Below are 14249 nucleotides of genomic sequence, written 5' to 3'. Positions count from 1 at the left end.
GTGCGCTCGAACCAGTCTACGGAACTACCGTCATCGCGTGAGAACCGCGATGCCCTCCACATGATGTGTCATCGGGAACGCATCGAACGCACGCCATTCGCGCACGGTGTAACCGAGCGTCGCAAACCGTCCGAGATCGCGGGCGAACGCCGCCGCGTCGCATCCGACGTGGACCACGACTCCGGGTTCGGCGGCGACGATCGCGTCGACGACGTCCGCACCGGCACCTGACCGGGGCGGATCGGAGATCACCAGGTCCGGCGCGTGAAGGCTCGAGACCACATCCGCCACTGCACCCCGATGGATCTCAACGGGGTCGGCAGCGAGCGCACGCTCGGCTGCCGCGAGCGCACCCGGATCGGTGTCGACCAGATCAACGCCGCGCACGGTGAGGCCGACAGCGCCGTCGAGCAGTGACGCACTGAACACTCCGACGCCGCCGTAGAGGTCCCACACGTGAACGTCGCCGGACAACCCGACACCTGTGATGAGCTCCAACGCGGCCCGCGTGTAGGCAGCGGGCGCGTTGCGGTGCGCCTGCCAGAAGCCGGCGACGGGAACGGTCCACGTGCGCTCGCCGATGGTCTGCACCGCGTGCGCGTCGCCCTGGACGGTGCGCACCGACCGTGGGGCACTGTGCGCCGAACGGCTCCGCTGAGCACGCCCTCGACGATCCTTGCCGCGTCCGCCCTTCCCCCGCCGGTCGACGGGCGCAGACAGTTCCGCGATGTGTCGGGTGCCGTGGCTGTCGGACGCGAGGACGAGTTCGGTGCCGACCTCGCCGCCCAATCCGTCGAGACCGTCGAGAAGTCCGGCGACCGGACCCGCGCACGGCGTCGTCACCAGGTCGGACGACCGTCGTCCACGAAGGCCGACGACCCCGTCCGGGCCCACCGCCAGACGCGTGCGGACCCGCCAGCCGGTCGGATCGTCGCCGAGCGGGTCGACCGTCGGCGGCGGTGTCGCCTCTCCGAATCCGCCGATCCGGCGGAGCACGTCGCCCAGCGCGTCCGCGCCGAGTTCCCGCGCGTATGCCGGGTCGACGAATGACAGGTCACAACAGCCCGCTCCGGCCGCGGCCGCCGGGCAGAGCGGATCCACGCGGTGCGCACTCGCGTCGAGGACGTCGATGACCGAAGCCTTGGCGTACGAGGCACGTGAATCGTCGGTGACGTTCACTCGGACCCGCTCGCCCGGCAGTGCACCTGCGACGAACACGACGCGGCCGTTGTGGCGCGCGATTCCGGATCCGCCGTTCGCGTAGCCGGTCACGTCCAGTTCGAGTTCGGTCACCGAGTCTTCTCCTCCGAGGTGAAACCGCGGCGCACGTCGCCCGGCGCGATGTAGCGGGTCTGCATGCGCTTGCCGCGTTCCTCCGAGGAGGACAGTTGCCACGGAACCGACGTCACCATGACCCCCGGCTCGAACAGCAGACGAGTCTTGATGCGCAGTGCCGACTGGTTGTGCAGGATCTGCTCCCACCAGTGGCCGACGACGTACTCGGGGATGAACACGGTGATGACGTCCCGCGGAGACTCCCGTCGGATGCGGCGGACGTAGCTGATGATCGGTCGGGTCACTTCGCGATACGGCGACGCGACCACCTTGAGCGGAACCGTGACGTCGCTGTCCTCCCATTCCGACACGAGTTTGCGGGTCTCACGGTCGTCGACGTTCACCGTCAACGCCTCGAGGACGTCGGGGCGAGTCGCGCGGGCGTAACGAAGCGCCCGTCGGGTGGGCAGGTGCAGCGTGGAGACCAGCACGATCGAGTGTGTCCGGCTGGGCAGCACCTCGTCGTCGGCTTCAACAGCCTCGTCCAGCTCACGCTGCACCGACGAGTAGTGACGGTGGATGAGCTTCATCACGACGAACAGGATCACCATCGCGAGAATCGCCATCCATGCACCGGCCGTGAACTTCGTGATCAGCACAACCACCAGAACGGTGCCCGTCATGACCATGCCGATGGCGTTGATGATCCGGGACCGGATCATGCGGCGCCGGGCGTCGGGGTCGGTCTCGGTCTTCAGATGGCGCGTCCAGTGGCGGACCATGCCGGTCTGGCTGAGCGTGAACGAAACGAACACGCCGACGATGTACAGCTGGATCAGGGAGGTCACTTCGGCGCCGAACGCGACGACAAAACCGACCGCGGCGATGGCGAGGAACACGATGCCGTTCGAGAATGCGAGGCGATCGCCGCGAGTGTGCAGCTGACGGGGCAGGAACCGGTCCTGCGCCAGCACCGAACCGAGGACCGGGAAACCGTTGAAGGCGGTGTTAGCCGCCAACATCAGGATGAGTGCGGTGACGACGGCGATCGCGTAGAAGCCCGGCGGGAAGCCCGAGAACACGGCTTCGGCGATCTGCGCGATGATCGACTTCTGCTGATATCCCTCCGGGACGCCGGCCAGGTCCTTCACCGGGTCCAGGACGTACTTCGCCCCGATCTCCTGGGCGAGCATCACGATGCCGAGCAGCAGGAGGATCGAGAACGCTCCGAGCATGAGGAGCGTGGTGGCGGCATTGCGCGACTTCGGCTTCTGGAACGCGGGAACACCGTTGCTGATGGCCTCCACGCCGGTCAGCGCAGCACAACCGGAGGAGAAGGCCCTGGCGACGAGGAACACCATCGCCAAGCCCATCAGATGGTCCTGTTCCGGGACGATGTCGTACTTGCTGGTCTCCGCCGTCACGGTGTCGCCCAGCACAAAGATCTTCACGAATCCCCAGATCAGCATGGCGGCGACACCGAAGATGAACGCGTATGTCGGGATGGCCAGGACCGCACCCGACTCCTTGATGCCACGGAGGTTCACTGCGGCGATCAGAGCGATCGCCATGACGCAGAACAGCACCTTGTGTTCGTGGACGAACGGGATCGCCGAGCCGATGTTCTCCGCTGCCGACGTGATCGACACGGCGACGGTCAACACGTAGTCGACCAGCAACGCCGCAGCGACCGTCAGCCCCGCGTTGGGGCCGAGGTTGACTGTCGCGACTTCGTAATCGCCGCCTCCGGACGGGTACGCGTGCACGTTCTGGCGGTAGCTGGCCACCACGACCACCATCACGACGGCAACGGCTACACCGACCCACGGGGCGAGCGCGATGGCACTCAGACCTGCAACGGAGAGGACGAGGAAGATCTCCTGCGGTGCGTACGCCACCGACGACATGGCGTCGGAGGCGAACACCGGAAGGGCGATTCGCTTGGGCAGCAGAGTGTGCCCCAGGCGGTCGCTGCGAAACGGGCGACCCAGGAGCAAGCGCTTGGCACCGACAGACACCTTCGACATCGTTGACACTCCGCAACACTAAGCCGTCCCCTCTTCGCGTACCACCGGGGTGCGAATTCGCGCTGCGAGAAGTAACGTCTCCCATCGTGCGTGTGATCATCATGGGCTGCGGCCGAGTCGGATCTGCCCTGGCAGTCGCCATGTCCGGGCGTGGACACGAGGTCGTCGTCATCGACCGGAACTCATCGGCGTTCCGCCGACTCGGCGACGACTTCCGGGGGCGCACCGTGCTCGGTGTCGGTTTCGACCGTGATGTGCTCGCCGAGGCGGGCATCGCGGAGGCAGACGCGTTCGCCGCAGTCTCGTCCGGTGACAATTCCAACATCATCTCGGCGCGCGTCGCACGCGAGACGTTCGGCGTGAATCGCGTCGTCGCCCGCATCTACGACGCGAAGCGCGCCGCCGTTTACGAACGTCTCGGGATCCCGACCGTGGCCACGGTGCCGTGGACGACGGAACGCTTCGTCTCCGCGCTCGGTGAGACGGCTGAGACGTCGGTCTGGAACGACCCGTCGGGTTCCCTCGCGATGATCGTCCTGCCGTTCCACGAGTCGTGGGTGGGTGTGGACTGCCAGAAGTTCCAGGAGCAGACAGGTGCCCGGATCGCCTTCCTGCATCGCTTGGGACGCCCGGTGCTGCCGGAGCCGCGGACCGTCATTCAGCAGGACGACGAGTTGTACGTGGCGACACCCGCCGCAAACGTCGACAACGCGCGAGCCGTCGCGGCCGCCGAGTTCGGGGAGTAGAGAACTGTGAAGGTCGCCATCGCCGGAGCCGGCGCAGTCGGTCGAGCCATCGCCCGGGAACTGCTGCTCAACGAGCACGATGTGACTCTGTTCGAGAAGGACCCGTCGCACATCGACAGAGAGGCCGTTGCAGGTGCCGTCTGGGTCCACGCCGACGCGTGTGAGCTCGACGACCTCGAACGCACCCGGTTGCAGACGTTCGACGTCATGGTCGCTGCGACAGGCGACGACAAGGCGAATCTTGTCGTGAGCCTCCTCGCCACCACCGAGTTCGCGGTGAACCGCGTGGTCGCTCGAGTCAACGATCCGCGGAACGAATGGCTCTTCAACGAAGACTGGGGTGTCGACGTCGCCGTGTCGACACCGCGAATGCTCGCGTCGCTCGTCGAAGAGGCGGTCTCGGTCGGCGACCTCGTCCGACTGATGACATTCCGTCAAGGACAGGCGAACCTCGTCGAGCTGACCCTGCCGGACGACACTCCCCTCGCGGGCAAGGCCGTCCGGCGGCTGCATCTCCCGCACGACGTCGCACTCGTCGCGATCATTCGAGGCAAGCGAGTGATCGTCCCGCAGCCCGACGACTCACTCGAAGGCGGCGACGAGCTCGTCTTCGTCGCTCCGGAGGAATCCGAGGCAGAGCTGCACCGCGTGATGCAGCTCCCGGTGTGACCGCGAACTACTACTTGTCGTAGTAGGGACTTTCGCCCCTAGGGCATTGGACCGATTGTCCCGACATCGTCGCAGGTCATGCGACCTGCAACACGTTCCGTAGTGCCCTTGCTCGCCTTCGTGCTCAGATCGATTCGGGCGGCCCGCGCGTCGCCTCCGCTCCCGCGGATCGACTAGCAAGGAGTCCTGAAGGACATGATCTCGAACGACACCCGCACCACGCTCGAAGCGACACTGCCTGCAGTCGAGGGCGCCCTCGGCGCAATCACCGAGAACTTCTATCGACGCATGTTCGCCGCCCACCCCGAACTCCTGTCGGACCTCTTCAACCGCACCAATCAGAAGAACGGTTCGCAGCCGATGGTCTTGGCCGGGTCGATCGCGGCGTTCGCCCGCCTGCAATGCGAGCCGGACCGGGAGCTCCAGCGGACGATCATCGAGCGGATCGCGCACAAGCACGCGTCGCTCGGCGTCGTCGCCGGTCAGTACCCGATCGTGCACGAGCACCTGTTCGCCGCGATCGTCGACATCCTCGGCGACGCCGTCACACCCGAAGTCGCCGCGGCATGGGACGAACTCTATTGGGAGATGGCCCACGTCCTGATCAGGCGTGAGAACGAGCTGTACTCCACTGTCGGCGTCGCCCCCGGCGAGGTGTGGCGCACGGTGCGCGTCGTAGAGCGCGACCAGATCTCCCCGGACGCCGTGTCGTTCACGGTGGTCTCACGCGACGACGATGCGCTGCCCAGCTTCACTCCCGGCCAGTACGTGTCCGTTCAAGTTCCGCTCGCAGACGGCGCACACCAGATTCGCCAATACAGCCTGACCGGCGCCTCAGACGCGCCGACCTGGCGATTCAGCGTCAAACTCGACGGCGAGGTGTCATCTTGGCTGCATGAGCACACTTTCGCAGGTGACGATCTGACTGTGAGCACTCCGTTCGGAGACCTGACCCTCCCCGACGACGACCGGCCCCTCCTCCTCGCGTCGGCGGGCATCGGCTGCACGCCGATGATCGGCATCCTGCATCATCTGGTCCGGACCGGGGACACTCGGCCGGTGCAGGTGATGCACGCCGACCGGTCACGCGCACGTCAGCCCCATCGTGGGGAACTCGGCGAACTGGTGGCACAGCTTCCCGGCGGCACGTTGTACCAGTGGTACGAGCACGGGGTCAGCGCAGAACCGCGGACCCGCATCGGGCTCATCGATCTGGCGGACGTCCCGGTCGACTCATCGGCGACCGCACTCGTATGCGGTCCGACGGGCTTCATGAGTGCCGTCCGCGACGCGCTGGTCGGGCGCGACGTGCCAGCCGATCGGATCCACTTCGAGACCTTCGGCGGCGTCCGGTGACATTCGGTCACGCACTCGCGACTGCGGCCACGTTCCTGTGGCTGGGCATGGTCCTCGTGATCTCGTTCATCGAGGCGCCGTTGAAGTTTCGCGCGCCCGGGATCACGATCCCGCTCGGACTCGGAATCGGTCGTCTCGTGTTCCGCGCTCTCAACGCCGTCGAGGCGGTGTGGTCGATCGTTCTGGTGGTCGTGATGCTCGTCGGTGACGGGTGGACGCGCTCCGCTGTGGTCGCCGTAGCAGTGGCCGTCGCCACACTCATGATTCAGATGCTCGCGGTACGTCCCCCGCTCAACCGCAGGTCGGATGCCGTACTGGCGGAACCGGGCGACGTGTCGGAGACCCGGAGCCACGCGCATCTCTGGTACGTGGGCCTCGAGGTGATCAAGGTGGTCGCGCTCGTCGTCGCCGGTGCGAGTCTGCTGTCCGCGTGAACCGCCGTCGGGAGGCCCCTACTCGTCTGCCGCGTGGAGTTCGTACTCCGGGTTGTAAACGACCTTCATGCCGTCGGCGTTCGCGACACGACCGCGGACAGTGATGCGACGGCCCGGCTCGATACCCGGGATGCGGTTGCGGCCCATCCACTTGAGGATCACTGTGTCGGTGCCGTCGAAGAACTCGGCGCGCACTCCATTGTGAGAGTTGCGCGAACACGTCTCGACCGAGCGTAGCTCGCCGATCATGACCGCTTGGGCGCCGCGAGTGCATTCGCGGGCTGGCTGAGCGCCGGTGGCGTGCTGTGCACTGGCCTCCTGACACTCACGTTGTACTCGCTCGTCCTCGATGTCCTCGAGGTCCTCGGTGAGCATTTTGCTCAGCCGCTTGAGCAGACCGGTGTTCGTCATTCCCATCCTCCGGGCGTACCCCGTCGAAGTCGTTTGCGCCCTCACCCTACTCCCCGTGCAAGATCGTTGTATGCGCACTGTCATCGTGATGCCGGGCACAGGGTCGGACGCCGACTTCGTCCACCGGGTGTTCGCTCCGCACGCCGCCTCGATCGGAGCCGAACTGCACTGCCTAGAGCCCGAAGAAGACCTTGTCGACAGCTACCTGACCAGGCTGGATGCGATCGCGGGCCGTTCGGGCAGGGTGATCGTCGGCGGCGTCTCGATCGGTGCAGCCATCGCGGTGGCGTGGGCGAGAGATTCGGCACACGTTGAACGCTGCGACGGTGTGCTCGCCGCGCTTCCGCCGTGGTCGGGCGCGCCCGGCGACTCGCTCGCGTCCCTCTCGGCGCGCATCACCGCCGACGCCATCGAGGACAACGGACTGGAACACAGTGTGGCCGCGATGATCGACGGCAGTCCGGGCTGGCTCGGTGCCGAACTCGCCCGCTCCTGGCGGTCGCTGTATCCGCGAGGCCTCGTCGCCCAGCTTCGGGCGGCCTCCGAGTTCGTCTGTCCGACACTGGACCACATCGCAGGTCTGCGCGTCCCGCTCGGCGTCGCCGTCGCCCCCGACGATCCGCTCCATCCCGCGGATGTCGGACGAGCCTGGGCGTCGGCTGCACCTCGCGGCGCCGTCGTCGAGACTCCGCTCACCGAGTTCGGGCCGAACGAGACTCTGCTCGGCGCCGCGTGCGTCCGTGCGTGGCGGGCCGCAGCGGCGACGGACGCTACCTAACGCCGGCGACGTCCGCGGAGGCGAGACAGAGCCGAACCGCGTGACGCACTCGGTGGATCGACTGGTTCGGGCGCCTGCGACTCCTCGTCGTCGACCGTCTCTGGTTGCGGAGCACCGCCCGGAGCGTCTTCGGTGAACACTGTCGCCTTCGCACTCTGCGCGACGGCGCCGCCGGGCACGACGTCACCCTCGGCCTGCGGGCTCGTGGGCCCTGGTGCTGCGGACAACGGTTCGGACCGCAGACCTTCCCCCTGCTCGTCGGCCATCTGCTGTTGCGCCGCGGCCACCTGCTCGGCGAGGACGGGTGGCAGGACGATCGGCAGCACGTCGCGCGGCGGGAAGGGCTGTGTGCCGCGTCGGACGACGGTCTCCGCGAGCACAGCGCGAGCGAGCTGCGCGAGCTGTTCGTCGCCCTCATCGGGGCCACTGGCGACGAGCCGGACCATCCAGCGCGAACCGTCGACGCCGATGAAGCGGTGGTGACCGCCGGGCACCCGCGCGACCACCTCGCGGCCCCAGTGTCCGTCCTCGATCGACGTTGAAGCTCCCTCCGCACGCAGCGATTCGGCCAGTTCGCGGACCACCTCGCGCCAGAGTCCGCCGCTGCGCGGAGCAGCGAACGCGTGAATGCCGATGCGCCCCACGGGAGTGACCAGGTACACGGCTTCGGGCTGATTGTCGCCGGACATCTCGACGGTCACCTGACCGCCTTCGACCACCGGCATGAGCACCGACCCCAGGTCGAGATGCGAGTTGGTGAGCTCGTCGGGCGAGCCCGCGAGGTCGTTGATGTCGTACGGGCCGCCTGCTTCGCCGATCCGCTTGGTGCCACTCATGACTGCGTCTCCTCGTCGCTCGTCGTGCTGGGAGTGAGAGCGGCGTGCCCGCCGCTGGAGCCGTATCCGCCGTCGCCGCGCACGGTGTCGTCGAGTTCGTCGACCTCGATGAGGTCAGGCAGTTCCACACGCTGGACGAGCAACTGGGCGATCCGGTCACCGCGACGGATGGAGATGGTGTCGTCCGGGTCGTGATTGATCAGGCACACCTTGATCTCACCGCGATAACCCGCGTCGATGGTCCCCGGCGTGTTGACGATCGACAGACCCGCGCGAGCAGCCAAACCGGACCGCGGGTGGATCAGGCCGACGGTGCCGACAGGCAGTGCGATGGCTATACCGGTGCCGACCAGGGCTCGGCGGCCGGGTTCGAGTTCAAGATCCGACGCGGCGTACAGGTCGACACCCGCGTCGTCTGGATGGGCCCGTGTGGGCAGCGGGAGTCCACTGTCCAGGCGGCGGATGCGCAGCGGCGGGTACGCCTGCGTTCGGCCCTGCGTTGTTCGGCTCTGCGTGGTCACCCCCGCAGAGTACTAGCCGACAGCCCGACTAATCTGGGAGGCGTGACGGAATCCTCCAAGACCGCCCCTTCGCGTGCCGACCGGTACTCCGAACGACTCACCGCACCCTGGTGGTGGTGGCTCGCCGGCGCGGCGTTGACCCTTGTCCTCGGCTACGAGATCCAACTCGCCGCCTACCGGCAGTCGTGGAGTGTGGTCGCCTATCCCCTGCTGGGAGCCCTGATCGCGTGGGGCATCTGGTCGATGGGACGCACCCACATCCGGATCGACGCCGACGGCGCGGTCCATGCGCACAAGGCAGTCCTGCCCGCCGAGGTGATCTCGCGCGGCGCCGCGATCGGGCCGTCGCAGCGCAGCGCGGCGATGGGCCGTCAGCTCGACCCGGCCGCATTCCTGATCCACCGTTCCTGGATCAAGTCGATGGTGTTGCTCGTGCTCGACGACCCGGACGACCCGACGCCCTACTGGCTCGTCTCGACGCGCCACCCGGAGAAGATCCTCGAGGCCCTGGAGATGACAGACGCCGCACGGGACTAGGTCCCGTGCGGCGTCTGTTGGACGTTGGTGCCGACGTTCAGGCGCAGTCGACACAGATCAGCTCGGTGCCGTTCTGCTCGGCGAGCCGGTTGCGGTGGTACACGAGGAAGCAGCTCGTGCAGGTGAACTCGTCGTCCTGCTTCGGGACCACGCGCACCGACAGTTCCTCGCCGGAGAGGTCCGCGCCAGGCAGCTCGAACGACTCCGCGGTGTCGCCTTCGTCGACGTCGACGTCGCCGGACTGTGCTTCGTTTCGGCGCGCCTTCAGTTCCTCAAGCGAATCCTCGGCGAGATCGTCGTCGTTGGTCCGCCGGGGCGCGTCGTAGTCAGTTGCCATTGCCTGCCTGCCTGGATTGTCTGGAGTATTTTGTCGTGTCCGGTCATTTATCGCTGGATCGGCCGAGATTATTCCCGTCGCCAGCAGATCATCACGGGATGGAAGACTTGTGGTCTGACATCCCGCCATAAGTCACCATGCATATGACCTTGGGCGCCCGTACTCTAGGTGAGACTTGAACCCGTGTCAAGAGAGCCACGCCATTCACCCGTTCAGGGGACAATTTCAGTGATCGGCCACCGGCGCGCCGGTGAGTCAACGGCACGGCCGCACAACTAGAGTGGTGCCGACTGACCTCACGGAAGAAGGTGCACGGCGACGTGGTCTCGAAAATCGCTACCGGTTACACGACCGACTCGAAGGGCCGCCCCTTCATGCGCCGGAATCTGCTGCCGGGCCTCATCGTGATCGCCGTCCTGGCAGTCGTCGCGGTGTCCGCGTGGGCGTTTGCGTTCAGCGGCCGCGGCGACGACACAGTGCAGACCGATTGCACGCTCGCCGACAGAGCCAAGCTGACCGTCGTCGACAGTTCCGAGATGCGGAGCGTAGCGCCTGCCGCGTTGAGCACGTTCGGAGTTCGGGTCTTGAACTCCGCTGCCGCACGCGGTTCGGCCCGCTCAGTGAGCGACGACCTCGCCTCGCTCGGTTACCGCGGCGCCGATCCGGCGTATGCCGACGACACCGTGTACCCGGACCGCGACCTCAACTGTGTCGCCCAGATTCGATTCGGCTCGGCCGGTCAGGCCGCCGCAGCCGCCGTCTGGCTGGTCTCGCCGTGTGCTCAGCTCGTGAACGACGGACGTAAAGGCACCGACGTCGACCTGGCCCTCGGCGAGTACTACACCTCCACACAACCGACGCAGGACGCGCAGTCGGCCATCGAGGCGCTGCGGGTCGCATCGCCGAAGCAGAAGCAGTCGCCGGTCGACGAATCGTTGCTCGAGGCCGTACACGGCCAATCCTGCTGAGCCTCGCGGATCACGCTTCCGGGATCGCCTCGGTGGCGCCGATCTCGGCGAGCATCGCCATGAAGTCGTCGGCGATACCAGGCGCGATGGCGATCGTCGGGTCGCCGTCGCACGACCGTGAGTCGGGCGCGGGCAGCACCACGTGCGCTCCGGCCTCGGCGGCGATCAGCCCACCGGCCGCCCAGTCCCACGGACTCAGACCGTGCTCGATATGTGCGTCGACGGCGCCGGACGCGACCATGCAGAGATCAAGAGCTGCGGCGCCCATGCGACGCAGATCCCGGACACGCGGGAGCATGCGCGCGACGATTGCCCCCTGGGCTCGCCTACGCCCCGCCGCGTAGGCGAAGCCGGTGGCGACGAGAGCGAAGCCGATGTCGTCGATCGGGTTGGCGCACAGCCGGATCGGCTCGCCTTCGGGGCTCTCGGCAGTCCCCAGGCACGAGTACGCTCCGCCGTCGCGCCACGCCCAGTACGTGATGCCGCGCGCAACGTCGACGACGGCCCCGGCGACCGACTCCCCGTCGATTTGGGCTGCCACGGAGACCGCGTATGCGGGGATCCCGTACAGGAAGTTGACCGTGCCGTCGATCGGGTCGACGACCCATCGGACGCCGTCCGGGACGCTCAGTGCGCCTCCGGCCTCCTCGCCGAGTACGGCGTCACCAGGACGTCGAACACGCAGGAGTTCGCGAACCAGGGACTCGGTCTCGGTGTCGGCGACGGTGACCGGGTCCGTCGGAGTCGACTTCGACGTCACCGCGTTGTTTCCCGGCGCAGTCCCGGTCGGAGCGAACAACTCGGTGCGCCGCGAACGAACATGCGCGGCGGCGGTCTCGGCTACAGAACGGGCGACGACTGCGAGGTCGGCGGCATCGACTGCCGCCGAGGATGCTGACCGGGTCACGCAGCCGAGTCTACGGCGCTCGGCGACACCCACCGCCACCTACTAGTCTCATCGATATGAACGATGCAGCGTCCGGTGGAGCACGCGTCACGTACCTCGGAGCAGACGGCAGCCACTCCCCGTCCCCTCACCTCGGCTTCGGCATCGACGTCGGCGGGTCCGGTATCAAGGGCGCCATCGTCGACCTCCGCACCGGCTCGTTCGTCGGCGATCGTCACCGCATCGCCACCCCTCAGCCCGCCACCCCGGATGCGGTCGCTCGGACCTGCGCCGAGATCACCGATCACTTCGGGTGGACGGGCCCCGTCGGGATCACCGTGCCTGGGATCGTGCGCAGCGGCGTCGTGCGGTCGGCCGCCAACATCGATCACACGTGGGAGGGCGCTGAGCTCCAACCGTTGTTCGGTTCTCACCTGGGTGGGCGGACCGTGGTCGGCCTCAACGACGCCGACGCCGCAGGTCTCGCCGAGCTGCGCTTCGGAATCGGGCGAGACACGCTCGGACCGGCCGACGAATCGGGAACTGTGATACTCCTGACGATCGGGACCGGGATCGGCTCGGCGCTGTTCCACAACGGCGTCCTCGTCCCGAACACCGAGTTCGGGCATCTCGAGATCGGCGGCAAGATCGCCGAGCACCGCGCATCAGCCAAGGTCCGCGAGGAGAAGGGCTGGTCGTTGGCGAAATGGTCGCGGAAGTTCTCACGTGTGCTCACGCACTATGAACGGATCTTCTCGCCCGACCTCTTCGTCATCGGCGGCGGAATAAGCACGAAGGCCGACATCTGGCTGCCGATGTTGACGACCGAGACGCCGGTCGTGGCGGCAGAACTACGCAACACAGCGGGCATAGTAGGCGCAGCGATGGCCGTTGACGAGGGTCTGCGCATGTGACCTTGGCGGCCGCGAGGTTACAATGGAACACATCGGTCCCGAACCGAGCCCTCTAGCCCCTTCGCCCACGGCCACACGTCCCAATTCTTCAGGACACAGCCGTGCCGTGAGTTCAGTCGAAAGGTCGTACGTGGCAACCACAGAGTCCACCGACACAACCGTCGAGGCCGCCGCCGACGCGGCACCCGCCGCCAAGAAGGCCCCAGCCAAGAAGGCGCCGGCTAAAAAGGCTCCGGCCAAGAAGGCCGCCGCTAAGAAAGCCCCGGCCAAGAAGGCCGCCGCCAAGAAGACTGCGGCGAAGAAGACCACCACCGCGGCCAAGAAGACGGCCGCGAAGAAGACCGCAGCCAAGAAGGCCGGTCCCGCCGACGAGAATCCCGATGTCGACGGTCCCGAGAACCTCGAGGACATCGACGACGCCGACATCGACCTCGCCGACGAGGAGCTTGTCGTCGACGAGCCCGCGGAGGCCAAGCCCGCCGCGAAGGGCCGCAAAACAGCAGCCGCTAAGGCCAAAGACGACGAGGCCGAGGCCAAGTCGGGCGACTTCGTCTGGGACGAAGAGGAGTCCGAAGCACTCCGCCAGGCCCGCAAGGACGCCGAGCTCACCGCATCGGCCGACTCGGTCCGCGCGTATCTCAAGCAGATCGGCAAGGTCGCCCTGCTGAATGCCGAGGAGGAGGTGGAACTCGCCAAGCGCATCGAGGCCGGACTCTTCTCCACTGAGCGCATGCGCCGGATCATGGAGTCGGGAGAGAAGCTCACCGTCGCTCAGCGTCGTGACCTGTCATGGATCTCCCGCGACGGCAACCGCGCCAAGAATCATCTGCTGGAGGCCAACCTCCGCCTGGTCGTGTCCCTCGCGAAGCGCTACACGGGCCGCGGCATGGCGTTCCTGGACCTCATCCAGGAGGGCAATCTCGGCCTGATCCGCGCAGTTGAGAAGTTCGACTACACCAAGGGCTACAAGTTCTCCACGTACGCCACCTGGTGGATCCGTCAGGCCATCACCCGCGCCATGGCCGACCAGGCCCGCACCATCCGCATCCCGGTGCACATGGTCGAGGTCATCAACAAGCTCGGCCGCATCCAGCGCGAGCTGCTCCAGGACCTGGGCCGCGAGCCCACGCCGGAGGAGCTCGCCAAGGAGATGGACATCACGCCGGAGAAGGTGCTGGAGATCCAGCAGTACGCACGTGAGCCGATCTCTCTCGACCAGACGATCGGCGACGAGGGCGACAGCCAGCTCGGTGACTTCATCGAAGACTCCGAGGCCGTCGTGGCCGTCGACGCCGTCAGCTTCACGCTCCTGCAGGATCAGCTTCAGGATGTGCTCGACACGCTCTCCGAACGCGAGGCCGGTGTGGTCCGCCTCCGATTCGGCCTGACTGACGGCCAGCCACGCACACTCGACGAGATCGGCCAGGTGTACGGCGTGACGCGTGAGCGCATTCGCCAGATCGAGTCGAAGACGATGAGCAAGCTGCGGCACCCGAGCCGCTCGCAAGTGCTCCGCGACTACCTCGACTAATCGCACGACAACAAAGTGCCCCG

Annotated in this window: 16 protein-coding genes; 9 read left to right on the top strand and 7 right to left on the bottom strand. The window is 66.9% G+C overall.

Features of this window, described 5'->3' with window-relative positions; genetic code table 11:
- Nucleotides 1-30: 30 nt before the first annotated feature.
- Nucleotides 31-1293: a TRAM domain-containing protein gene (locus JVX90_RS07125; protein WP_205331685.1), complete on the bottom strand. Its 1263-nt coding sequence runs from the start codon at nucleotides 1291-1293 to the stop codon at nucleotides 31-33.
- A complete protein-coding gene (locus JVX90_RS07120; protein WP_205331684.1) occupies nucleotides 1290-3311 on the bottom strand; it encodes an APC family permease in 2022 nt (673 codons plus the stop codon). Before JVX90_RS07120 ends, JVX90_RS07125 begins: the two co-directional genes overlap by 4 nt.
- 77 nt (nucleotides 3312-3388) lie before the next feature.
- Here JVX90_RS07120 and JVX90_RS07115 point away from each other — a divergent pair, with 77 nt between their 5' ends.
- The 4 genes from JVX90_RS07115 to JVX90_RS07100 all read left to right on the top strand — a co-directional run bounded on the left by JVX90_RS07115 (nucleotide 3389) and on the right by JVX90_RS07100 (nucleotide 6507).
- Entirely contained in the window at nucleotides 3389-4048 is a 660-nt protein-coding gene (locus JVX90_RS07115) for a TrkA family potassium uptake protein (protein ID WP_205331683.1), read from the top strand.
- A gap of 6 nt (nucleotides 4049-4054) precedes the next feature.
- Entirely contained in the window at nucleotides 4055-4717 is a 663-nt protein-coding gene (locus JVX90_RS07110; RefSeq protein WP_205331682.1) for a TrkA family potassium uptake protein, read from the top strand.
- A 195-nt stretch (nucleotides 4718-4912) separates the two neighbouring features.
- Nucleotides 4913-6073 (top strand): globin domain-containing protein, encoded by a 1161-nt coding sequence (locus JVX90_RS07105; protein WP_205331681.1) that lies wholly within the window; start codon nucleotides 4913-4915, stop codon nucleotides 6071-6073.
- Nucleotides 6070-6507: a hypothetical protein gene (locus tag JVX90_RS07100; RefSeq protein ID WP_205331680.1), complete on the top strand. Its 438-nt coding sequence runs from the start codon at nucleotides 6070-6072 to the stop codon at nucleotides 6505-6507. The genes JVX90_RS07105 and JVX90_RS07100 overlap by 4 nt, the downstream gene beginning before the upstream one ends.
- A gap of 18 nt (nucleotides 6508-6525) precedes the next feature.
- Here JVX90_RS07100 and JVX90_RS07095 read toward each other — a convergent pair whose 3' ends face one another.
- Nucleotides 6526-6918, bottom strand: coding sequence for an OB-fold nucleic acid binding domain-containing protein (locus tag JVX90_RS07095; protein WP_205331679.1), 393 nt, complete (start codon nucleotides 6916-6918; stop codon nucleotides 6526-6528).
- Between the two features lie 70 nt (nucleotides 6919-6988).
- Between JVX90_RS07095 and JVX90_RS07090 the strand changes: the two genes are divergently transcribed.
- Nucleotides 6989-7696 carry an alpha/beta fold hydrolase gene (locus tag JVX90_RS07090; protein ID WP_205331678.1) on the top strand — a complete coding sequence of 236 codons (708 nt, stop codon included), beginning with the start codon at nucleotides 6989-6991 and terminating at the stop codon, nucleotides 7694-7696.
- Here JVX90_RS07090 and JVX90_RS07085 read toward each other — a convergent pair.
- Complete coding sequence (locus JVX90_RS07085) at nucleotides 7693-8532, bottom strand: DUF3710 domain-containing protein (protein ID WP_205331677.1); 840 nt, start codon at nucleotides 8530-8532, stop codon at nucleotides 7693-7695. The genes JVX90_RS07090 and JVX90_RS07085 overlap by 4 nt on opposite strands.
- A complete protein-coding gene (dut, locus tag JVX90_RS07080) occupies nucleotides 8529-9053 on the bottom strand; it encodes a dUTP diphosphatase (RefSeq protein ID WP_205331676.1) in 525 nt (174 codons plus the stop codon). Before dut ends, JVX90_RS07085 begins: the two co-directional genes overlap by 4 nt.
- Before the next feature lie 42 nt (nucleotides 9054-9095).
- On the opposite strand from dut, the gene JVX90_RS07075 reads away from it, so the two are divergent.
- Entirely contained in the window at nucleotides 9096-9590 is a 495-nt protein-coding gene (locus tag JVX90_RS07075) for a DUF3093 domain-containing protein (RefSeq protein ID WP_008379203.1), read from the top strand.
- A gap of 37 nt (nucleotides 9591-9627) precedes the next feature.
- Here JVX90_RS07075 and JVX90_RS07070 read toward each other — a convergent pair whose 3' ends face one another.
- On the bottom strand, nucleotides 9628-9927 hold the full coding sequence (locus tag JVX90_RS07070; protein ID WP_205331674.1) for a DUF4193 domain-containing protein: 300 nt from the start codon (nucleotides 9925-9927) through the stop codon (nucleotides 9628-9630).
- 320 nt (nucleotides 9928-10247) lie between these two features.
- On the opposite strand from JVX90_RS07070, the gene cei reads away from it, so the two are divergent.
- Nucleotides 10248-10895: an envelope integrity protein Cei gene (cei, locus tag JVX90_RS07065; RefSeq protein WP_205331673.1), complete on the top strand. Its 648-nt coding sequence runs from the start codon at nucleotides 10248-10250 to the stop codon at nucleotides 10893-10895.
- A 10-nt stretch (nucleotides 10896-10905) separates the two neighbouring features.
- On the opposite strand, the gene JVX90_RS07060 is transcribed toward cei, so the two are convergent.
- Nucleotides 10906-11802, bottom strand: a complete 897-nt coding sequence (locus JVX90_RS07060) for an inositol monophosphatase family protein (protein WP_205331672.1) — start codon at nucleotides 11800-11802, stop codon at nucleotides 10906-10908.
- 56 nt (nucleotides 11803-11858) lie between these two features.
- Between JVX90_RS07060 and JVX90_RS07055 the strand changes: the two genes are divergently transcribed.
- Nucleotides 11859-12695: a polyphosphate--glucose phosphotransferase gene (locus JVX90_RS07055; RefSeq protein ID WP_240194087.1), complete on the top strand. Its 837-nt coding sequence runs from the start codon at nucleotides 11859-11861 to the stop codon at nucleotides 12693-12695.
- Between the two features lie 22 nt (nucleotides 12696-12717).
- Nucleotides 12718-14226, top strand: a complete 1509-nt coding sequence (locus JVX90_RS07050; RefSeq protein WP_275889947.1) for an RNA polymerase sigma factor — start codon at nucleotides 12718-12720, stop codon at nucleotides 14224-14226.
- The last annotated feature ends 23 nt before the right edge of the window (nucleotides 14227-14249 follow it).

Origin of the sequence: Gordonia sp. PDNC005 (assembly GCF_016919385.1) — a bacterium.
In the GTDB taxonomy this organism is placed as follows: Bacteria; Actinomycetota; Actinomycetes; order Mycobacteriales; family Mycobacteriaceae; genus Gordonia.
Note: the sequence above shows the minus strand (reverse complement) of the source record. Positions and strands in the feature narration are given on the sequence as shown.

Coding starts and splice junctions, on each gene's coding strand:
- JVX90_RS07105 (WP_205331681.1), top strand. CDS start 4,913: ATGATCTCGAACGACACCCGCACCACGCTCGAAGCGACACTGCCTGCA.
- JVX90_RS07095 (WP_205331679.1), bottom strand. CDS start 6,918: ATGACGAACACCGGTCTGCTCAAGCGGCTGAGCAAAATGCTCACCGAG.
- JVX90_RS07090 (WP_205331678.1), top strand. CDS start 6,989: ATGCGCACTGTCATCGTGATGCCGGGCACAGGGTCGGACGCCGACTTC.
- JVX90_RS07085 (WP_205331677.1), bottom strand. CDS start 8,532: ATGAGTGGCACCAAGCGGATCGGCGAAGCAGGCGGCCCGTACGACATC.
- JVX90_RS07070 (WP_205331674.1), bottom strand. CDS start 9,927: ATGGCAACTGACTACGACGCGCCCCGGCGGACCAACGACGACGATCTC.
- JVX90_RS07055 (WP_240194087.1), top strand. CDS start 11,859: ATGAACGATGCAGCGTCCGGTGGAGCACGCGTCACGTACCTCGGAGCA.
- JVX90_RS07050 (WP_275889947.1), top strand. CDS start 12,718: ATGGAACACATCGGTCCCGAACCGAGCCCTCTAGCCCCTTCGCCCACG.